This window comes from Rahnella sp. WP5 (assembly GCF_000745615.1).
In the GTDB taxonomy this organism is placed as follows: domain Bacteria; phylum Pseudomonadota; class Gammaproteobacteria; order Enterobacterales; family Enterobacteriaceae; genus Rahnella; species Rahnella aceris.
Genome location: NZ_JQJR01000008.1, coordinates 231,982 through 252,477, shown reverse-complemented (window position 1 = coordinate 252,477; position 20,496 = coordinate 231,982). Strand labels below are relative to the sequence as shown.

General features: G+C 51.7%; 17 protein-coding genes. 6 read left to right on the top strand and 11 right to left on the bottom strand.

The genetic code is table 11. The annotated features are described in order from the left end of the window. Positions 1–155 precede the first annotated feature (155 nt). From EX31_RS07255 to EX31_RS07230, 6 genes are all read right to left on the bottom strand, one after another. A complete protein-coding gene (locus tag EX31_RS07255) occupies positions 156–1,709 on the bottom strand; it encodes a serine hydrolase domain-containing protein (protein ID WP_037034056.1) in 1,554 nt (517 codons plus the stop codon). An 83-nt stretch (positions 1,710–1,792) separates the two neighbouring features. Further along, entirely contained in the window at positions 1,793–2,566 is a 774-nt protein-coding gene (locus EX31_RS07250) for an ABC transporter ATP-binding protein (protein WP_013575574.1), read from the bottom strand. Continuing rightward, the gene (locus EX31_RS07245) at positions 2,563–3,393 is read right to left on the bottom strand and encodes an ABC transporter ATP-binding protein (protein WP_013575573.1); all 831 of its coding nucleotides are present in this window, start codon (positions 3,391–3,393) and stop codon (positions 2,563–2,565) included. The genes EX31_RS07250 and EX31_RS07245 overlap by 4 nt, the downstream gene beginning before the upstream one ends. Continuing rightward, complete coding sequence (locus EX31_RS07240) at positions 3,393–4,319, bottom strand: ABC transporter permease (RefSeq protein WP_013575572.1); 927 nt, start codon at positions 4,317–4,319, stop codon at positions 3,393–3,395. The genes EX31_RS07245 and EX31_RS07240 overlap by 1 nt, the downstream gene beginning before the upstream one ends. Further along, a complete protein-coding gene (locus tag EX31_RS07235) occupies positions 4,316–5,329 on the bottom strand; it encodes an ABC transporter permease (protein ID WP_013575571.1) in 1,014 nt (337 codons plus the stop codon). Before EX31_RS07235 ends, EX31_RS07240 begins: the two co-directional genes overlap by 4 nt. After that, the gene (locus EX31_RS07230) at positions 5,326–6,921 is read right to left on the bottom strand and encodes an ABC transporter substrate-binding protein (RefSeq protein ID WP_013575570.1); all 1,596 of its coding nucleotides are present in this window, start codon (positions 6,919–6,921) and stop codon (positions 5,326–5,328) included. Before EX31_RS07230 ends, EX31_RS07235 begins: the two co-directional genes overlap by 4 nt. Positions 6,922–7,171: 250 nt before the next feature. Here EX31_RS07230 and EX31_RS07225 point away from each other — a divergent pair, with 250 nt between their 5' ends. Further along, on the top strand, positions 7,172–8,284 hold the full coding sequence (locus tag EX31_RS07225) for a dipeptidase (protein ID WP_037034055.1): 1,113 nt from the start codon (positions 7,172–7,174) through the stop codon (positions 8,282–8,284). A 230-nt stretch (positions 8,285–8,514) separates the two neighbouring features. Here EX31_RS07225 and ydgH read toward each other — a convergent pair whose 3' ends face one another. Then, on the bottom strand, positions 8,515–9,468 hold the full coding sequence (gene ydgH, locus EX31_RS07220; protein WP_013575568.1) for a DUF1471 family protein YdgH: 954 nt from the start codon (positions 9,466–9,468) through the stop codon (positions 8,515–8,517). Positions 9,469–10,003: 535 nt separating this feature from the next. On the opposite strand from ydgH, the gene pntA reads away from it, so the two are divergent. Continuing rightward, on the top strand, positions 10,004–11,533 hold the full coding sequence (gene pntA, locus EX31_RS07215) for a Re/Si-specific NAD(P)(+) transhydrogenase subunit alpha (protein WP_037034053.1): 1,530 nt from the start codon (positions 10,004–10,006) through the stop codon (positions 11,531–11,533). 9 nt (positions 11,534–11,542) lie between these two features. Further along, the gene (gene pntB, locus EX31_RS07210; protein ID WP_013575566.1) at positions 11,543–12,934 is read left to right on the top strand and encodes a Re/Si-specific NAD(P)(+) transhydrogenase subunit beta; all 1,392 of its coding nucleotides are present in this window, start codon (positions 11,543–11,545) and stop codon (positions 12,932–12,934) included. 69 nt (positions 12,935–13,003) lie between these two features. On the opposite strand, the gene uspE is transcribed toward pntB, so the two are convergent. Together uspE and EX31_RS07200 are read right to left on the bottom strand one after the other, a co-directional pair. Continuing rightward, complete coding sequence (uspE, locus tag EX31_RS07205) at positions 13,004–13,963, bottom strand: universal stress protein UspE (protein ID WP_013575565.1); 960 nt, start codon at positions 13,961–13,963, stop codon at positions 13,004–13,006. A gap of 135 nt (positions 13,964–14,098) precedes the next feature. Beyond that, entirely contained in the window at positions 14,099–14,854 is a 756-nt protein-coding gene (locus tag EX31_RS07200) for an FNR family transcription factor (protein ID WP_013575564.1), read from the bottom strand. Positions 14,855–15,295: 441 nt separating this feature from the next. Here EX31_RS07200 and EX31_RS07195 point away from each other — a divergent pair, with 441 nt between their 5' ends. Continuing rightward, the gene (locus EX31_RS07195; RefSeq protein WP_013575563.1) at positions 15,296–16,321 is read left to right on the top strand and encodes a TerC/Alx family metal homeostasis membrane protein; all 1,026 of its coding nucleotides are present in this window, start codon (positions 15,296–15,298) and stop codon (positions 16,319–16,321) included. A gap of 79 nt (positions 16,322–16,400) precedes the next feature. Here the strand turns inward: EX31_RS07195 and EX31_RS07190 are convergent, their stop codons facing one another. Next, positions 16,401–17,621 carry a glycosyltransferase family protein gene (locus EX31_RS07190; protein ID WP_037034052.1) on the bottom strand — a complete coding sequence of 407 codons (1,221 nt, stop codon included), beginning with the start codon at positions 17,619–17,621 and terminating at the stop codon, positions 16,401–16,403. 119 nt (positions 17,622–17,740) lie between these two features. Further along, positions 17,741–18,556, bottom strand: a complete 816-nt coding sequence (locus EX31_RS07185; RefSeq protein WP_037034051.1) for a mannosyl-3-phosphoglycerate phosphatase-related protein — start codon at positions 18,554–18,556, stop codon at positions 17,741–17,743. A 214-nt stretch (positions 18,557–18,770) separates the two neighbouring features. On the opposite strand from EX31_RS07185, the gene smrA reads away from it, so the two are divergent. Next, the gene (gene smrA, locus EX31_RS07180; protein WP_037034050.1) at positions 18,771–19,337 is read left to right on the top strand and encodes a DNA endonuclease SmrA; all 567 of its coding nucleotides are present in this window, start codon (positions 18,771–18,773) and stop codon (positions 19,335–19,337) included. Between the two features lie 114 nt (positions 19,338–19,451). Further along, complete coding sequence (gene apbE / locus EX31_RS07175; RefSeq protein WP_013575559.1) at positions 19,452–20,492, top strand: FAD:protein FMN transferase ApbE; 1,041 nt, start codon at positions 19,452–19,454, stop codon at positions 20,490–20,492. The last annotated feature ends 4 nt before the right edge of the window (positions 20,493–20,496 follow it).

Below are 20,496 nucleotides of genomic sequence, written 5' to 3'. Positions count from 1 at the left end.
CTATGGGTTTGTTTGTCATCCTAATGGATACAAATACAGGGTTTATTTGAGGTGTGTCACAGTTTGACGTGTTGTTGCAGTGAGGGAGTTTAAAAAAACGCCGCCAGACGTGGGCCGGGGCGGCGTTTTGCAGGACAACGCTTCGCAGGTTATTTTTACGGATGCCAGCTGCTGCGGCATTCATCACGACGGAAACTCAGCACGCGGCTGCGGTTGGAAATCAGCCGGACGTTGTAGCCCTGGAAATAAAGACAGAAGTTTTTCTTCCACGGTCCGTCAGGGAGTTCCACCAGCAAACGCCCCGCACCCAGCGATGTTAACTGGCCGCTGGCACGCAGCGTGCCGACGCCCATCAGCAACTGATCGCCCTCAATATCAAAGGCGGCTTTCGATTGGGGATGATACCAGCGCCCCTGAACCATTTTCAGGCAATCGTTGGTTTCCACCGGGGTAAAGTAACGCGGCGCGTGTCCGATTTCACCCTGAATGGCGGTGCCGTCCCAACGCAAACGCATCGGCATGTGCGCGGATAGGGTGATGGCTTCGTCGGCGTCCGCGCCCTGATAGAGGTTATCGGCAGCGCCGAGATAACTGGCCGTGCCGTTGCTGACTTTTAGCCAGTACGGCTCGGCAACGCTGGCGTATACACCATCCGGCAATGCATGGCTACGCGCCGGGAGCGGCGCAGCTAACAGTGACGACATGACTTCCAGCACATGGGTAAACGCTGTGGTGTCTTCGCGATTGGAGACCAGCGCAATGCCTGCATCAAGCTCAGGATGAAGCAGGAAATAGGTTTTATAACCGGCATGGGAACCGCCGTGGCCGTAAACCGTATGTTCACCGATTTTCGTCGAGGTGATGCCCAGCCCGTAAGCGGAAGGAATGTCGCCTTGCAGATAACGTTGTTCTGTCAGTGTTTGCAGTACGCCCGCGGCCGGTCCGTTTTGTGAAAGCAGGCTTTGCAGCCATACTGAAAGCGAACGTGCGCTGCCGGTCAGGCTACCGGATGCTGACAGATGCAAACCTGCGACGGCTGTTTTCCAGCCTGTCGTGTCCTGCCAGTAACCGGGCACCAGGTCCGGGACGATATCGAACCAGGTTTCCGGCGCATGGAAAGCGATATCCAGCGGCTGCGCGATATGCTTTTGCAGCAGATCCTCAAACAAAATGCCTTTTTGTTTGAGGATTTCTTCCACCAGCCGGTAACCGGTGTTGCTGTAGGAAATCTCAGTCCCTGCTGTGAAGTTCAGAGCGCCGTCCTGCGTCAGGAATTCCATAATGGCACTGGCTTCGCTGACGTTATAAACAGAAATACCCAGCAGCGAAAGGGTTTCCCGCACGTCCGGCAGGCCTGCGGTCATGTCCAGCGCCTGCCCGAGGGTCACCTGTGACATCGGCGCTTTCAGTTGCGGTAAATGCTGGCCAAGGGTATCACTCACCGAAAGACTGGCATCGCTTTTCAGCAAGGCCAGTGTGGCGAAAATATGTTTTGTGACAGAGGCATAGCGGACAACAGAATCGATGCTGAAAGGTGTCGATGTGCTGAGGTTTGCCAGCCCTCCGGTCGCGAAACTGCGGAGAGTTTTACTGTCAAAAAGGGTGATCGCGCCGCCCGGTTCTCCGGGTTTATCCCAGTTTTTAGTTATGCGTTTTGCTGTTTCTTCAGCCGCCTGCCACTGTAATGCAGACTGTTCGGTGGATGTCATTAACGTCTCCTGACTGTCTTTCAGTGAAAAAGTGGGCAGCCCGGGCTGCCCGCGAAACCCAAATACGTTCACGGCAGGAACGATTATCCGGGCTCCTCTAAACTGAGACTTAACGATCGTAACTCGGCTGTGTGCGGATGGCTGACGTTGCCCATCCGTAAATCGTCTGCGCTCAGAAGTTCGACCATTTCACCACCAATCATTACGCCAATGCTGGTGCAAAGATGCGTTACAACGGCCAGATTGTGACTGACCAGAATATAAGTCAGTTTCCGGCGTTCACGCAGGTCGCTTAGCAGGTTGAGGATCTCCGCCTGCACCGAGACATCCAGCGCCGAGGTCGGCTCATCGAGCAGTAAAATTTCCGGTTCTGAAATCATCGCCCGCGCGATTGCGACCCGCTGACGCTGACCGCCGGAAAGCTGGTGCGGGAAGCGAAAACGCACCGTCTGCGGCAGGCCAACTTCGGCCAGCGCATCAGTGATACGTTTTTCGATATTCAGAAAACCGTGCACAATCAGCGGTTCGCTGAGAATGCGGTCAATGGTCTGGCGCGGATGCAGCGAGCCGTATGGATCCTGAAATACCATCTGCACGCGGCGGAAAAAGCGTTTCTGGCGCACCGGCACCTGATCTTCGCCGCCAATCACCATCCCGCCGGACCAGGACTGATTCAGCCCGGCCAGTGCGCGTAAAATGGTGGACTTGCCCGAGCCGCTTTCTCCCACGATGCCGAAACATTCACCGGGCGCGACACTGAAACTCACGCCTTTCACCACTTCGGTATCGCCGAACGCAATGCGCAGGTTATTGAGGATTATTTTGCTGTTATCCAGAGGAGGGAGTTCTGCTGTCATGAGGTTTTCCATGCTTCGTCACGCACCAGCACCGGCAGTCTGTCCCGAGGATGTTTCAGCGACGGCAGACATTCCAGCAGCCCGCGGGTGTAAGGATGTTGAGCTTTCAGTAAATTACCGGCTTGTAACGTTTCGACGATACGCCCGGCGTACATGACGGCCACACGGTCACAGAATTTCGATACCAGTGGCAAATCATGGCTGATCAGAATCAGCCCCATGCCGCGGCTGGATACAAGGTCATCGAGCAGACGCAAAATCTCAGCCTGCACAGTGGCATCAAGGGCGCTGGTCGGTTCATCGGCAATCATCAGTTCCGGATCAGGAGCCAGCATCATGGCAATCATTACGCGCTGACCCATGCCGCCGGATACCTCATGGGCATAACGCTCGGCCACTTTATGCGGCTCACGGATACGCACCTGATCCAGCAGTTCAATTGCCGCATTCATGGCCTGTTTTTTCGAGCCGCCTTTATGCGTTTGCCAGGCTTCGGCCACCTGTTTACCGATCGGCATCACCGGATTGAGCGAGTATTTCGGATCCTGCAAAATGAAACCTACCCGCTTGCCACGGATCTGACGCATTTGCTTCTCGCTGGCATTGCGCAAATCGATGCCGTCGAAAGACAGCGTTTCGGCGCGGCACCTGGCGCTGGAAGGCAGAAGGTTCATCAGGCAACGTGCTGTCAGGGATTTACCCGAACCACTTTCGCCTACGATGCCAAATTTCTCCTTACCCAATGACAGCGATACGCCGCGAACGGCATCGAAACTGCCGCTGTTGGTCTGAAACGTAATATGCAGATCTTTGATATCAACCAGCATTATTGCTCCTTAGGATCGAGGACGTCACGCAGCCCGTCGCCGAGGAAATTAAACGCCAGAGAGGTCACAAAAATGGCAATGGCCGGAATTAACGGTACCCACCATTCACTGAACAGGAAGCGGCGGGCAGTGGCAATCATCGCCCCCCATTCCGGCGATGGCGGTTGAGCGCCCATACCTAAAAAGCCCAGACTCGCGGCGGTGATAATGATCGAACTCATGTCCAGCGTGATACGCACCACCAGGCTCGGCACACACAGCGGCATGATATGGCGCAGCACGATGCGGGCAGGCGTTGCGCCAGTCAGACGGCAGGCGGCAATATAATCCGTGCCGCGTACCTGCATAGTTTCTGCGCGTGCAAGGCGGGCATACGGCGGCCAGGCGGTGAGGGCGATCGCCAGAATGGCACTTTCGATACCGGGTTTGAGTGCCGCCACAAAGGCCAGAGCCAGGATCAGACGCGGGAAGGCCAGAAAAATGTCGGTGATGCGCATCAGAATACGGTCAAGTAATCCGCCCGCATAACCGGCCACGCAGCCAATCAGCAGGCCGAGCGGGGCGACAATCGCTACCACGATAATCACCATTCCGAGCGTGATACGTCCGCCATAAAGAATACGGCTCAGGGTATCGCGGCCCAGTTCGTCGGTACCCAGCCAGTGCAGGGAAGACGGTTTTGCCAGACGGTGCGCCAGATCCTGTGCGCCCGGGTCGTAGCTGGTCAGCCACGGCGCGCAAAGGGAAATCAGCAACACAATCAGCACGGTAAACAGGCCGGTTACTGCCAGCGGGTTTTTACGCAGACCGAGCCAGATGCGGTAACGACGGCCCCAGACGGCTTGCGTGCGGGTGTGCGGCGTGTCGGCCAGCAGCCAGGCGCGGCTGCCCGCGCGGGGTTGAGGTATGACAGGTAAAGTGCTCATTTTACGCGGGGATCCAATAGTCGGTAGAGAAGGTCAGCCAGCAGGTTGAGCAGCACATAAATCGCGCCAATCAGCAATGTTGAGCCGATCACCGGATTCATATCCGCATTCATCAGCGACACGGTGAGATATTGTCCGAGACCCGGCCAGGAGAAGACGTTTTCTGTGACCACGGCGCCTTCGAGAAGGCCTGCGTACGTCAATGCCAGCACGGTGATCAGTTGTACACCGACGGTGGGGAAGGCATGTTTCCAGATAACCCGTTGTGCCGAGAGTCCCTTGGCACGGGCGGTGATCACGTATTCCCCGCCCAGTGCGTTGAGCATGAAAGTACGCGTCATGCGGGTGATATAAGCCATGCTGAAATACGCAAGGATCAGCACCGGCTGAACCATATGGGCGAGGGCATCCCAAAATGCGCCCATGTCACCGGCCAGCAGAGAATCAACGGTAAGCAAGCCGGTGACCTGCGGGATCATGTCCTGATAAATGATGTCCTGACGTCCCGGCCCCGGCGCGATACCCAGCGCAGAGTAGAAAATCAGCAGGCTGAGCAGCGCCAGCACAAACACCGGCAGCGAGTGACCGGCCAGACATACCACGCGGATAGTCTGATCAATCCAGCTGCCCTGACGGGTTGCCGCCCAGACGCCCAGCGGAATACCGACTATGGCGGCGATAATGATCGCCGCCGTGGCCAGTTCCAGCGTGGCAGGGAAAAACCGGGCGATATCCGTGGTGACCAGATTGGATGTCAGGGCAGAGCGCCCTAAATCACCGTGGAATACCTGACTGAGATAATGGAAAAACTGCAACCAGAGGGGCTGATCCAGCCCCATTTCATGACGAACCCGTTCGACCACTGCCTGCGGGGCATTATCGCCAACCGCAGCCAGAACCGGGTCCGTCGGCATTACGCGACCGATAAAAAAAGTCACTACCGACAGACCAAACAAAGTAAGACAAACGCTGATGCAGGTACTCAGAAATCCTTTGAGTCTCTTGCTCACGCTTTAACAACCTTCTCGTAGGGGCTGGTGCTCATTACAGTCAGTACCACACCGGAAATCACTTTGCGGCAGGCGGCGGTCATGGTCGGTTGCAGCATGATGGCAAACGGGCTGTTTTCCATATGTTTGGTCTGCAATTCTTCATAGAGTTTGATACGGGTGGCCGGATCCGATTCTTTCAGCGCCTGGGTGCTCAGATCGGAGATTTCCTTATCCTGCCAGCTACAACGCCATGCCAGCGTACGGCTCTTGGCGGCGTCGGTGTTATCCGGATTGCTGCAGAAGGCTTCGGCGTTAGAGTTCGGGTCAAAGTAATCCGCGCCCCATTGGGTCATTGCCAGTTGTTGCTGACGTGCACGCATTTTGGTCAGTACCTGACGGCTTTCCGCAGCCAGCAGTGTCACTTTAATCCCCACTTCGGCGAGGTTAGACTGCAATGCCTGCACGATGTCAGAAGAAGGTGAGGCGGAGTAGTGATCTAAGGTGATTTCAAAACCATTTGGGAAACCCGCTTCGGCCAGCAAGGCTTTGGCTTTTGCCACATCACGTTTGTACATGATGGTGTTCACTGCCGCCGGGAACCCTTCAGGCAGGAAGCTCTGATGGATTTTGTGGGTCAGCGGCACGATATGTTGCTGGATATTCTCGTAATCGATAGCCCATTTGATCGCCTGCCAGACCTGCGGTTTAGCCAGATTCGGATGAGCGGTATTGGCAGACAACATAAAGGTGCCGGCGATACCTTTTTGTACCAGCGTGAAGTTTTTGTCGTTGATCAGCGGACGCAACTGCTCGGTGGTCAGGTTACGGGCGATATCCACATCGCCTTTTTGCAGCATCAGCAACTGAGCGGAAGGGTCGATAATATGGCGCATGATGATGCGCTGAATTTTGCCTGCGTGCGGGTTGTTCTTGTTGCTTTCCAGAATCACGGATTCGCTGACTTTCCAGTCGCGCAACTTGAACGCACCGGAACCGGCACTGTTTTTCTTCAGCCAGGCATTACCCAAATCGTCACCGGTCTGATTCGCCAGGCATGCGGATTTTTGCACGATACTGCCGACGTTGGCGGTCAGGCAATACAACAGGAAGGATTCAGATGCAGGTTCAGCGGTTTTGATCACCAGCGTTTCGGCGTCAGGCGCGGTAATCAGGCTCTCGACGTTATCTTTGGTGTAACCAAACTGGTTAATAATGTAGGCCGGGCTCTTATCGAGTTTCACAACGCGTTGCAGGGAGAAAGCGGCGTCTTCGGCAGTAACCGGTTTGCCATCGGCCCATTTGGCTTTCGGATCCAGTTTGAAGGTGAAGGTTTTTTTGTCGTCAGAAGCCGTCCAGGACACTGCCAGATCGCCTTCAATTTCATCAGGGGAGGCCAGTTTAGGTTTCACCAGTTGCTGATACATATTGCCGGTAATTTCACTGCCCACGGACTCAAAGCTTTCATGCGGATCAAGGCTGGTAATGATGTCGAGCTGAATAGCCATGACCAGTATTGATGCCGGCGTGGCAGCAAACACGGCATCAAATTTCAGGTAGGACAGCACAGGTATTGCGGAAAAACCGGTAACAAATTGACGCCTGGTAACCATAACTACTCCCATCGTGTTGATATATAAAAGTAAAATTAAAAATTACGGTGGCAAACCCTTGACTTAACTCCGGGCAACTGGCTTAAATGAAAAACGGTTGCTTTGCACTCGTCGACGTTTCATATCGAAAAAACTAATGTGAAGCGTACTGTGTTTGTTCAAAGCTGGTGCAGCATGACTCCATTACTGCACCCCGCATGAACAAATCTCCGTTGTCTTAGTCATGCTTAATCAAAGGTAGACCTTTTTTATGAATAACGTAGCGCACGGAACTGAAGAATTAATGCCGGTTTTTGATGGACATAACGATGTTTTGCTGCAACTTTGGACAGAACATCATCAGGATCCTGAACGCGCATTCCTTCAGGGACCCGCCAGCGGACAACTGGACCTGCCGCGCTGTCGTGAAGCAGGCTTTGCTGGCGGGCTTTTCGCCGCCTGGGTGCCGACTCCGGATATTGATCTAGCAATTAGCGTGCCGGATCGTTCAGTGGACCCCCGTTTTCTGCCCGAAGGTACTCAAAAACATCCTGATTTTTCCCCGACACCTTCTTTCGATTTTGCACGTGATGTCACATTTGGCATGATGGCGTTCCTGCTGAGAATCGAAGCGCAATCGCAGGGCAAGGTGAAAATTTGTCGTACCGCGCAGGAGATCAGGCAGTCAATGCATAACCATGCATTAGCTGTGGTTATGCATATTGAGGGCGCCGAGGCAATTGATGAGGATTTGTATAATCTTGATGTGCTTTACAGCATGGGGCTGCGTTCCCTGGGGCCGGTATGGAGTCGTCCGAACATCTTCGGTGAGGGGGTACCGTTTAAATATCAGACCTCACCGGATACCGGGCCGGGGCTGACAGAGGCGGGTGTGCGTCTGGTGAAAGCCTGTAACCAGAAACGCATCATGATTGACCTCTCTCATCTGAACGAAAAAGGCTTCTGGCAGGTGGCTGAATTAAGTGATGCGCCGCTGGTGGCCAGCCATTCCAACGCATTCAGTATCTGCCCGCAGTCACGTAACCTGACCGATAAGCAGCTGCACGCCATCAAAGAAAGCCAGGGCTTCGTCGGGCTGAACTTTGCGGTGCCATTCCTGCGGGAAGACGGTAAACGCAGTGATGATACCGGCACCGATATTATGGTACGTCACATTGATTATCTGGTTGAGCATCTGGGTGAGGAGGGTGTCGGATTGGGATCAGACTTTGATGGCGCATCGATGGCACCGTTTTTGAAGGATGTGCGCGGGTTACCGGTGCTGGTTGAAGCCCTGCGCAAAGCGGGCTACGGCAATGCGCTGCTGGAAAAAATCTGCTACAAAAACTGGGTGAATGTGCTGGAACGTACCTGGGGAAACTAAGCGGGCCGCAAGGGCGTTCGCGGCAAAAAAAAGGCAGCCATCTGGGCTAATGCCGGTCACTTAAGGAAATGAGGCCCGTGAATTTGGGCCTTCGATGAAGAAAAATAGCGCTATAAGCCCTGATTCCTTCATTATCCTTTGAAGCACAAAAATGAATTTGTATTCATAAAAATGCTTAACTGACTGGCATTAGCCACCTGGACTGCCTTTTTGCTGTCTGTCATTCAGACTTATTTGAAGAAGTCTGCGCTTACAGTCAGGTTGCCACCGCTCTTGTTCTGCCACTGGCGGGTAATGTGGTAGAACTTGGCACCCTTGGCAGCCGCACGGTTCGCGACTTCCTGCGAAACATCCGTGGTGCTGTTGAAGTGGCCGGTAAAAGTGGTGGAATCAAACGGAACCATCTGTGCGGCAGTTACGTCATTCACTTCCTGAATCTTTGCACCGTTAGTGGCAGTGACAGTGTAACGCTTGCCAGTTGATGACTGCGTTTCAAAGAAACGGCCAACATCACGGCTTGGGCTACCAGAGGATGCCACACCCGGGATTTCGACCTTGGCTGCTGCTGCGCCGCCCGCTGCCAGTGCTGCTTTACCGGCTTCAGAATCAGCAGGGATAGCATCCGGAGACTGAACAACACGTTTTTGTGCATCTTTCTTATAAATGAATGCAGTGATGTACTGGTTGCCGCCGCTGTTGGCATCAATCTGGCGAACGATGAAGAAGGAATACGCCCCTTTTTCTTTCGCTGCTTTCGTAATGGCATCGTTGACGTCTGGCTGGCTGCGGTAGAAACCGTTAACGGTGACGGTATCGAAAGGTTCGAGGCCGTAAGCAACATCTTTAGGCAGCTCAACCACACCGTTGATAACACGGTAGTGAGGATCATTGCTGATTTCTGGCGCATCTTTTTTATAGATGTCTGCAACTACGCGCCAGTTCCCGCTATTGTTAGTGCTGTTGGTATCTTGAATATAAAAATAATCTGCACCCAGCGTATCGGCACGGCGGGAAACGGCGTCAGCGGCGTCGCCCAGCGTGTTGAACCGCCCGGTAATAACAATGCGATCAAAAGGCTTGATGGCTGCGGCTTTCTGCGGGCTAATTTCCTGCGCGGCATGTGCAGCAGACAGCGCAGAAACAGAAAACAGGGCCGATGCGATGATCGTTTTTGTCAGCTTCATAAAAAATCCTTCCACCTTGCGCAGTAATGTTGAAACGTGCTGAATTCTTGATGTGTAACAGGTTAGCGGACGATTATTGCATGTAACAATGCCAAGTGTCTCAGCAATTTATGGCAATAATGCGTGTGCTACCGGTATATCACATCACTTTTATTACTGCGCATAACTTATATAAGTTTGTTGAATAATCCAAGTAGTGAAATAAATGTTAATTATTCACTATTTTCTAACTTTTATGCCCAGTCCGAGCGGGTTATGGTAGAAGGATCCTGAGTGATTGATCCGGTGTTACGGTTGTTATGAGGTGGATTAAAGGCTTGTTTCTCAGGGTTTGCAGCAGGTTTGCGGACCATATCGACTTTTTTAATATTAATTACCTGTCTATCGCTGTGATACGTAGATTATTGATTAGATATTCAGTAGGTTATAGTCAGCCTGAAAAAATAAAATTCGGTGGCTTATGAACCGACGGGCTTGTACTTGAATTGTTATGTCGATGACAAAAATCATCAATGAAAAGGGTGAAGGGAATACTATGCGTATTGGTGTACCAAGAGAGCGGTTGACCAATGAAGCCAGGGTTGCAGCCACGCCGAAAACGGTGGAGCAGTTGTTGAAACTCGGCTTTACGGTCGCTATCGAACAGGGGGCCGGTAAGTTAGCCAGCTTTGAAGACTCGGCTTATGAGCAAGCGGGGGCATCAGTCGTCAGCGGTGATGATGTATGGCACTCAGATATCGTTTTGAAGGTTAATGCGCCAGAAAACGATGAAATCGATAAATTACAGGCGGGAACCACGTTAGTCAGCTTTATCTGGCCTGCGCAAAACCCTGATCTGATCCAAAAACTGGCCGACCGTCAGGTGACGGCAATGGCTATGGATTCTGTGCCGCGTATTTCCCGTGCGCAATCCCTTGATGCGCTGAGCTCAATGGCTAACATTGCCGGTTATCGTGCGATCGTTGAAGCGGCGCATGAGTTCGGTCGTTTCTTTACCGGGCAGATTACTGCCGCAGGTAAAGTGCCACCGGCAAAAGTGATGATTATCGGTGCCGGTGTTGCTGGGCTGGCTGCTATCGGTGCAGCTGGCAGCCTCGGTGCTATCGTCCGTGCGTTTGATACCCGCCCGGAAGTGAAAGAGCAGGTCAAAAGTATGGGCGCTGAATTCCTCGAGCTGGATTTCGAGGAAGAAGCAGGCAGCGGCGACGGTTATGCCAAAGTGATGTCCGAAGCGTTCATTAAAGCGGAAATGGCGTTGTTTGCGGCGCAGGCCGAAGAAGTGGACATTATCGTCACGACCGCGTTAATCCCTGGCCGTCCTGCACCGAAGCTCATCACCAAAGAGATGGTTGCCTCTATGAAGCCGGGCAGTGTGATCGTCGATCTGGCGGCTCAGACAGGCGGTAACTGTGAGCTGACAGTAGCAGACAAAATCACGACCACTGAAAACGGCGTGAAGATTATCGGCTATACCGATTTGCCAAGTCGTCTGCCCACGCAGTCTTCCCAGCTTTACGGTACCAACCTGGTTAACCTGCTGAAATTGCTGTGCAAAGAGAAGAACGGTGAAATCGAGATTGATTTCGAAGATACCGTTGTGCGCGGTGTAACAGTCGTGAAATCCGGCGAAGTCACCTGGCCTGCGCCGCCGATTCAGGTCTCTGCTCAGCCTCAGGCTGCGAAAGCCGCAGAGCCTGTTGCCAAAGTTGAAGCCAAACCGGCGTCGCCGTGGACCAAATTCATCATTATGACTGTGGCTATTGTGCTGTTTGGCTGGCTGGCGAACGTTGCCCCGAAAGAATTCCTTTCCCACTTTACCGTATTCGCGCTTTCGTGCGTGGTCGGGTATTACGTGGTGTGGAATGTCAGTCATGCGCTGCATACCCCGCTGATGTCGGTGACTAACGCCATCTCCGGGATTATCGTGGTCGGTGCCGTACTGCAAATCGGTCACGGCGGCTGGGTGAGTTTCCTGTCCTTCGTCGCTGTTCTGATTGCCAGTATCAATATTTTCGGCGGATTCACCGTCACTCAGCGCATGCTGAAGATGTTTCGTAAGAACTAAGGGGAATATATGTCTGGGGGTTTAGTAACAGCAGCATATATTGTTGCCGCAATTCTGTTTATTTGCAGCCTGGCTGGGTTGTCAAAACATGAAACATCCAAGCAGGGTAACATTTTCGGTGTCACCGGGATGGCGATCGCGTTAATCGCGACCATCCTTGGGCCTGACTCCGGCAATGTTGGCTGGATCATCGTTGCTATGGTGATTGGCGGTGCGATCGGTGTTTATCTGGCGCGTAAAGTCGAAATGACCGAAATGCCTGAGCTGGTGGCGATTCTGCACAGCTTCGTGGGTCTGGCGGCGGTTCTGGTGGGCTTTAACAGCTATCTGGATCACGGTGTTGTTCCGATGGAAGGCGTGATGGAAAATATCCATCTGACCGAAGTATTCCTCGGTATCTTCATCGGCGCAGTGACCTTTACCGGTTCGATTGTGGCGTTCGGCAAACTGCGTGGGATCATCTCTTCCAAACCGCTGGCATTGCCACACCGGCATAAACTGAATCTGGCTGCACTGGTCATTTCCTTCCTGCTGATGGTGATGTTTGTTCGCACTGAAAGCGTAGGGCTGCAGGTTCTCGCATTACTGATCATGACCCTGATCGCACTGGCGTTTGGCTGGCACCTGGTGTCCTCCATCGGCGGCGCGGATATGCCGGTTGTGGTTTCCATGCTGAACTCCTATTCCGGTTGGGCTGCAGCTGCGGCGGGTTTCATGCTCAGCAACGACCTGCTGATCGTCACCGGTGCGCTGGTGGGGTCTTCCGGTGCAATTCTGTCCTATATCATGTGTAAAGCCATGAACCGTTCGTTCATTAGTGTGATTGCAGGCGGTTTCGGTACTGACGGCTCTTCTACCGGTGATGCTGAAGAGATGGGTGAATATCACGAAGCCAGCGCGGAAGATGTGGCTGACATGCTCAAAAATGCCAGCTCGGTAATCATCACTCCTGGCTATGGCATGGCAGTTGCTCAGGCACAGTATCCGGTGCATGACATCACGGCGAAATTGCGCGCGAAAGGCATCAAGGTGCGTTTCGGTATTCACCCTGTTGCGGGGCGTCTGCCGGGCCACATGAACGTCTTGCTGGCCGAAGCAAAAGTGCCGTATGACATCGTGCTGGAAATGGATGAAATCAATGATGATTTCAGCGATACCGACGTGGTGCTGGTTATTGGTGCCAATGACACCGTGAACCCGGCCGCGCAGGAAGATCCGCGCAGCCCAATCGCCGGTATGCCAGTGTTGGAAGTGTGGAAAGCGCAGAACGTGATTGTGTTTAAACGTTCAATGAATACCGGTTATGCCGGTGTGCAGAACCCGCTGTTCTTCAAAGAAAATACCCAAATGCTGTTTGGCGATGCTAAAGAAAGCGTAGAGAAAATCCTGCGCGCGCTGTAATCAATCGAAATCCGTAATGCAAAAAGGCCAGTCAGTTGACTGGCCTTTATTTTTTGTATGAATCAGACTTTACTCGTCTTCATCTTCTTCGTCGTCATCTGACGTAATAGGGCATTCGAAATCATCGGGTTTGATTGCCAGCAAATCGCATTTCAGATGGTCGATCACCTGTTCGGTCGTATTCCCCAAAAATGCGGCAGAAAGGCCGGTGCGGCCAATCGCACCAAGAACAACCACACCTGCCTGCAAATGCTCTGCAAGGTCAGGAATGACTTCTTCCGGCAGGCCTTTTTCCACGTGCGTATATTTTTCATCAAGCTGGAATTTCTGACGCAACGCTTTCATCGCGATCAGATGCTGACCGCGGATGGCGTCATTATATACGCTTGGGTCGAAGTCCGGCAGTTCAATAGCAATATTGATTGGCGTAACCGGATAGGCGCCGACCAGATGGACTTCCGTCTGATTAACGTGAGACGCCAGCTCAATGGTCTCTTTCACCAGTTTAATGTTGAGCGGGTCGTGATAAGGTTCTTCGCTGGAAAGGTTGACAGCAACCACCGCTTTGCCGCCTTCCGGCCACGGCTGGTCTTTTACCATCCATACCGGACACGGACATTTACGCAGTAAGTTCCAGTCAGTCGGGGTGAAAATAACAGACTCAAGGCGGTCATGCTGATGAGCCATTTTCAACAACAAGTCGTGATTATTGGAAACGACTTCCTGAATGATGGCTTCGAAAGGTTTGTTATGCCAGACAACTTTGACATCAATGGGAATGCCCGCTTCGACATAATACCGGCACTGTTCTTTAATCCATTCTTCCCGTTCGCTGATCACACTTTGTCGCATACTGGTCCGTTCGTCGGGCGACAGCATGGTGGTCATCTCATAGGAGAAGTCATAAATCGACAGGAAGGCTTTGATGCGGCCGCCATTACGTTGCACCAGATAAACGGCACGACGTAGCGCGGGTTGGTCATCCTGATTGGGGTCTATAGCAACCAGTAAATTCTGATACTTAGCCATGGGGACTCCTTAACACCTGTAGAAGAACGGCGGTCAGTGTATTAAGTACAGAGTAAACCAAGATTAAGCAATCGGACAGAGGAGAAATTGAGTCGGATCAACAAATTATTCTTTGCAGATCCGACTCAATATTTATCAGGCAGAAACCGGAGCAGACTGACCGGCTAATTGAGAAAGCATTTCATGATTCTCAATGGTGATGTATTTACCTTTTACGCTCAGCATTTCTGATTTCTGGAAACGACCGAGTAAACGGCTGATAGTTTCCACGGTCAGACCGAGGTAATTACCGATGTCGCCACGGGTCATGGTCAGGCGGAATTCGCGCTGAGAGAAACCACGTTGCGCAAAGCGGCGGGAGAGGTTGTAGATAAATGCAGCCAGTCGTTCTTCAGCATTTTTCTTCGACAACAGCAGGATCATATCCTGGTCGCCTTTTATCTCACCGCTCATCAGGCGCATCATTTGCTGGCGCAGATTCGGCATTTTTCCGGAGAGATCGTCGAGGGTCTCAAACGGAATTTCACAAACCATAGACGTTTCCAACGCTTGCGCAAAACTTGGATGCTGTAAGCCTCCAATAGCATCAAAACCCACTAAATCGCCCGCAAGATGGAAGCCAGTGATTTGCTCGTCGCCTTGCTCAGTGATGGTGTAACTTTTGATGGTGCCTGAGCGAATCGCATATAAAGACTTCAGTTCATCACCGGCTTTAAACAATGCCTGACCTTTTTGGATCGGCTTTTTCCTTTCAATAATGTTGTCTAACTGATCGAGTTCATGTTCGTTCAGCGTGAAAGGAATACAAAGCTGGCTGATGCTACAGTCCTGACAATGGATTGCACAGCCACCAGATTGGATACGTCGAATAATACGCTTTTCCGGGATCATAAGAGTCACTCTGGCAATATTGATATGGGTCAATTTTAACATCTTTTGCAGCGAGTGATAAGTAGCTATAAGTAGCTAAAAGGGCGAAATGTTAAAAAACCCCGTTTTTTAACGGGTTTTTTTTCTCATTATTTTGATCTGCACTGAGAATTAAGCCCAATTGAGAATCAATGAGATTCAAAGCTGGATCAAATTATCACTAAAAAGAATATTTAAATTTTAGAGAATAAGTAGATTGAATCAATTTAGGAGAGAAAACGTCTATTTAATTATCCGTTTTGGTTCGTTATTGACCAAGGTTTTTTTGCAATTCTTGCCGTAAAAGACGCATCGGATTATGGCATAAAACGCCGTACCGGATCGACTTTGATACCCATTCACCTCACAACCGCTTACAATGGCTGAATTCGTTTAGCTTTCGTTTACTTTAGGAAAGGTGTAATGCAGTCTGATTCTCTGGGTTTTCCGTTTGAAACCACGCTTGTTTTTGTCGTTGTAGCTGTTGCGGCGCTGCTGACTGACATCTTTGCCCACCGCAGTCATAAGCCTATCGGCCTGAAAAGTGCCTCCCTTTGGACCCTATTCTGGATCGCTGTTTCTCTTGGTTTTGCCGGATTCTTATATATCCATCACGGCAAAGAAGTCGCCAGTCTTTTCCTTACCGGTTATGCGCTGGAACAGGTGCTTTCCATTGATAACCTGTTTGTGATTATGGCCATTTTTGCCTGGTTTAAAGTGCCGGATGGCTATCGTCACCGCATTCTTTACTGGGGCGTGATTGGCGCAATTGTCTTCAGGGGGATTTTCGTGGTGATTGGCACCAGCCTGCTGGCGCTGGGGCCATGGGTGGAAATGGTGTTTGCCGTTGTTATTCTCTGGACCGCTATTCTGATGATGCGTGCCTCCAGCGATGATGAAGAAAATGATGATTACTCCGATCATATTGCTAACCGCATGGTACGTCGTTTCTTCCCGGTGTTCCCGAAACTGGTGGGGCCACATTTTCTGGTCAGCAGTGAGCAGGTAGAAGCTGAACTGGCGAAGCCGGAAAATCAGGGCTTCAGCTTTACGGTGAAGAAGGGCGTACGTTATGCAACGCCGTTATTGCTGTGCATTGCTGTGGTTGAAATTTCAGACCTGATGTTTGCGTTTGACAGCGTACCTGCCGTCATCGCTGTCAGCCGTGAACCTCTGATCGTCTATTCCGCCATGATGTTTGCCGTGCTTGGTTTACGTACGATGTATTTCGTGCTCGAGGCTCTGCGTAAATATCTGGTGCATCTGGAGAAATCAGTGATCTTCCTGCTGTTCTTCGTGGCGGCAAAACTGGCACTGAATTCCAGTAACCATCTGTGGCATCACGGGATTGAAATCAGCGCATTAGCCAGCCTTTACGTGGTGCTGGGTGTTCTGGCGTTAGGCATCATTGCCAGCTTACTTTTCCCAGGGAAAAAAGAAGCCGCGTAACGCCAGTCTGAAATTTATGCATAAAAAAACGCTGCGATTGCAGCGTTTTTACTTTCTGCGGTAATTCTTTTAAAAGGCGTTACACATCGCCTTCATTATCTTTTTCGACTGCTTCATGAATGCGGTCCAGCATGTCCGGGAAGGCGGACTGCACACGGCTCCAGCTTGGAATGAACGGCTTTTCGCTCGGCGTATCCACAAAAGCCTGACCGGCTTCCATGATCGCGCCTGAGAATAATTCCACCGCCGATTCCTCGCTGTGACGGTCAAAAGTTAACCCGTTCATTTTGGCGTCATTTTCAAATCCGTCGATCATATCCAGCGCATTACGATAATAGGTCGCTTTCAGAATACGGAAAGACTCGCTGGTAATATTCACGCCGAGAATAGCCATCTTACGATACAGCGCTTTGGTGATATCAATACTCATGCGCTGTAAACCATTAGACGCATCCTCTTCTGACATCGGCTGGTGTTTATGGTCGTAATTGTCGGCGATATCCACCTGACAAATACGCCTGGTCGCTGTATTACGGTGCAGTTCTGACAGCACACCAATTTCCAGCCCCCAGTCACTCGGAATGCGCAAATCGTTCAGAACATGCGTGCGCATCGCAAATTCACCTGAAAGCGGGTAACGGAAGGTGCGCAGATACTCAAGAAAATCAGAATGGCCGTAAACGATTTGCAGGGATTTCAGCAACGGGAAAACCAGCAGGCGACCGACGCGGCCATTGAATTTCCCGTCTGCCACACGGGCGTAATAACCTTTGCAGAAATCATAATGGAAGTTGGGATTGGCCACCGGATACATCAGGCGAGCCAGCATCTCGCGGCTGTACGTGACAATGTCACAATCATGCAGCCCGACCACTGAGGTGCGGCGCGAGGCCAGCGTATAGCCGACACAAAACCACACATTGCGGCCTTTGCCCGGTTCATTCGGGGAAAGGTTTTCTTTCTTAAGCTCCTCATCCAGTGCCGTCAGGCGCGGACCGTCATTCCATAAAATGCGGTGACGTTGCGGCAGGCGGGAGAAAAATTCGCGGGCAAATAAAAATTGATCACGGTCAGCGCGATCTAAACCAATAACGATTTCTTCCAGATACGGGACTTTCGTCAGCTCGTCGACAATGCGCGTCAGCGCCGGACCTTCCAGTTCTGAAAATAACGACGGTAATATTAATCCCATTGAACGGCGGCCGGAGAACACCTGCAGATCGTATTCCAGTTCTTCGACTTTGCGGTTCGTCAGATTATGAAAATTAGTAATGACACCATCCTGATAAAAATCGCTCATACGGTATTCTCCAATTTTAGAATAGATAAAATTATTGGAAGTCTTCTCTGCAAACACAGAACGATAAACAATGTGGAAACCAACTGTTAATAAAGTATTTTACCTTTTCCATTTTTCCTTCAGAGAAGGGTAATAAAATGATTCAGCCCCTGACTCCAGCCGCGCGGGCCAAATTCATCGGTGCGAAAAACCTGTGTCACATCGTCTCGCTGTAGCGGCATTTCATGCTCATGATGGCCTTTGATTACCACGGCGTAATTCACCGTTTCCAGCATGGATAAATCATTAGGTCCATCTCCCAGACCTATGCTTAACACCGGATGACCGCGTTTTTGCTGATAGCGCGCCGTTAACCATTGCACCGCCTGACCTTTACCGGCACCAGCGCCCATTACGTGCCAGAAACGTCCGCCGCGGGTCAGTGACAGGCCTTCGCGCGTGAGACATTTTTTCAGGTGCGCGAAATCCAGATCATTACCGAACCAGATCAGCGGTTCAGAAGCGTCACGTTGCATCGCCAGTGCCGCATCCTTGACTGCCAGTCCGGTCCAGACTGCGACCTGTTTCGCCGTGACATCACCAAAGCCGCGAAACTCAAAATCATAACGCTGGCGTAGTTCCACTAAAGTCTGGCGGATCTCGCGATAACTCGCGCCGGAAAGGTGAAACGGCGCGGCGTCCTCTTCCCGCCAGTCAGGTGGCAGATGAATGATTGCGCCATTTTCTGCAATAAAAGGCTGCTTTGTCAGATTCAGGTCAGCCTGTAATTCCGCCACTTCGGCTGAGGTTTTACTGGTGGTTAAAATTAACGGAACCTGTGCCACCGAGAGTTTATCCAGCCAGGGCTGCGCGGGTTGCCAACGGTAATCATGATGGTCGAGCAGTGAGCCATCAAGGTCAGTGAAAATAATCAAGGGATCATCAAGGTAAGGCATTTTTTCTCCTCAATTGTGCCGGGGAACGTAAGCACAAGCTCACTGGTTTACTTCTTCCCCAGCAGCTAAGTATAGATATAAAAATGAGTTTTAACGGCGGGCAGGGCATTTCCGGAATTTTTACCGACGCAGTTCCGCAGGCGTGTGACTTTACCCGCAGCGGGTTTATGGCGATAATTTGGTGCAGTCCCCCCGCTGAAAAAGAGGTAAGCAGATGAGCGAAGATGATGATTTATTCAGTCAGGAGATGGCAGGTGTACAGCCACTGGCGTCGGATAAACGGGTGGTCTACCTCAAAAACTCAGTTGCGGGGCACAAGGTGAGTGCAGACCCTGAGTCGGAAATACGTGAGAATCCGCTGACTACCGGCTTTCTGAATATTCAGCCATGCGATGAGCCTCTCGAATACAAACACGATGGCGTACAGCAGGGAGTGCTGGATAAACTCCGGCAGGGGAAATACCCGCTTGAAGCCAGCCTGAACCTGTTGCGCAAACCTGTTGAGCAGTGCCGCCAGGAACTGTTTGCCTTTTTCTGTCAGGCACAGGCGGAAAATTTACGCACCTTGCTGATTATTCATGGGCGTGGCCGCGAAGACGAAAGTCATGCGAATATTGTGCGCAGTTATATTGCCAAATGGCTGCAGCAACTGGATGACGTGCAAGCGTTTTGCGCCGCTGTTCAGAAAGATGGCGGTGCAGGAGCCTGTTATGTCGCACTAAAGAAAACCGCGCAGGCAAAACAGGAAAACTGGGAGCGCCACGCCAAGCGCAGCCGGTAATTTTTATTGCGCTATGGTTCAACGGTGCGTCCGTTGCAGTGTGGTTTAAGCATCACCCCTTACTGTCCTGATACTTTTCATGCCCGGCGACGGGCACTTAATCGAGTTATTTCCATGTTCTCAAAACCGGTTTATCTGCGCTGTACACTTGTGTTGTGCGGCGTCAGCCTTTTATCTGCCTGTGATCGTCATATTCCTGAGCCGCTGGTGATTGAGGGCAAAACTATGGGCACGTTTTATCGTGTCAGTCTGGCAGGAGTGGATAAAAACCGGGAACCGGCGCTGCGCGAACAAATTGAAGCACAGCTTAAAGAAGACGATCATCAGCTGTCGACTTACAAAGATGACTCCGTACTGTCACGTTTTAATCAGTATCAGGGCAACGTGCCGCAGCCGATCAGTGAAGGAATGGCCGATGCGATTGTTACCTCCATCCGGATTGGCAGGCTGACCGGTGGCGCGATGGATATTACTGTCGGCCCGCTGGTAAATCTGTGGGGATTCGGGCCGGACAAACAGCCGGTAAAAATCCCGACAACGGAACAAATCGATGCCGCCCGCGCCCGCACGGGTTTACAGCATCTTAAAGTGATCCAGCAAAATGACGGCCAGTACCTGCAAAAAGATTTACCCGGGATGTATGTCGATCTATCGACCGTGGGCGAAGGCTACGCTACCGATCATCTGGCACGTTTAATAGAAGGCAACGGCATCAGCAATTATTTGGTGTCTGTCGGCGGAGCGGTGGTTTCCCGCGGGCATAACGCGCAGGATAAACCCTGGCAGGTGGCAGTTCAGAAACCGACGGACAAAGAAACTGCGGTGCAGGCGATTGTTGATTTGCAGGGCATGGGGATCAGCACTTCCGGCAGTTATCGTAATTATTACGAACTGAACGGCAAACGCCTTTCACACATTATTGATCCGGCGACCGGTTCGCCGATCACGCACAAGCTGGTGTCAGCCACGGTGATTGCACCGACCGCACTGGAAGCGGACGGCTGGGATACCGGCCTGATGGTACTTGGCACGAAGAAAGCGCTGGCGCTGGCTGAGCAACAGCATCTGGCGGTTTATCTCATCACCAGAGAAGGCGACACGTTTAAAAGCTACATGTCTCCACAATTCAAAGCCTATCTGAAAGATCCGGAGTAGGTTT

Bases quoted from the DNA above. Each gene is read 5' to 3' on its own strand.
- apbE (WP_013575559.1), top strand. From the start codon at position 19,452: ATGTTCTCAAAACCGGTTTATCTGCGCTGTACACTTGTGTTGTGCGGC.
- EX31_RS07245 (WP_013575573.1), bottom strand. From the start codon at position 3,393: ATGCTGGTTGATATCAAAGATCTGCATATTACGTTTCAGACCAACAGC.
- EX31_RS07185 (WP_037034051.1), bottom strand. From the start codon at position 18,556: ATGCCTTACCTTGATGATCCCTTGATTATTTTCACTGACCTTGATGGC.
- pntB (WP_013575566.1), top strand. From the start codon at position 11,543: ATGTCTGGGGGTTTAGTAACAGCAGCATATATTGTTGCCGCAATTCTG.
- EX31_RS07225 (WP_037034055.1), top strand. From the start codon at position 7,172: ATGAATAACGTAGCGCACGGAACTGAAGAATTAATGCCGGTTTTTGAT.
- EX31_RS07250 (WP_013575574.1), bottom strand. From the start codon at position 2,566: ATGACAGCAGAACTCCCTCCTCTGGATAACAGCAAAATAATCCTCAAT.
- EX31_RS07200 (WP_013575564.1), bottom strand. From the start codon at position 14,854: ATGATCCCGGAAAAGCGTATTATTCGACGTATCCAATCTGGTGGCTGT.
- EX31_RS07190 (WP_037034052.1), bottom strand. From the start codon at position 17,621: ATGAGCGATTTTTATCAGGATGGTGTCATTACTAATTTTCATAATCTG.
- uspE (WP_013575565.1), bottom strand. From the start codon at position 13,963: ATGGCTAAGTATCAGAATTTACTGGTTGCTATAGACCCCAATCAGGAT.
- smrA (WP_037034050.1), top strand. From the start codon at position 18,771: ATGAGCGAAGATGATGATTTATTCAGTCAGGAGATGGCAGGTGTACAG.
- pntA (WP_037034053.1), top strand. From the start codon at position 10,004: ATGCGTATTGGTGTACCAAGAGAGCGGTTGACCAATGAAGCCAGGGTT.
- EX31_RS07255 (WP_037034056.1), bottom strand. From the start codon at position 1,709: ATGACATCCACCGAACAGTCTGCATTACAGTGGCAGGCGGCTGAAGAA.
- EX31_RS07240 (WP_013575572.1), bottom strand. From the start codon at position 4,319: ATGAGCACTTTACCTGTCATACCTCAACCCCGCGCGGGCAGCCGCGCC.
- ydgH (WP_013575568.1), bottom strand. From the start codon at position 9,468: ATGAAGCTGACAAAAACGATCATCGCATCGGCCCTGTTTTCTGTTTCT.
- EX31_RS07195 (WP_013575563.1), top strand. From the start codon at position 15,296: ATGCAGTCTGATTCTCTGGGTTTTCCGTTTGAAACCACGCTTGTTTTT.
- EX31_RS07230 (WP_013575570.1), bottom strand. From the start codon at position 6,921: ATGGTTACCAGGCGTCAATTTGTTACCGGTTTTTCCGCAATACCTGTG.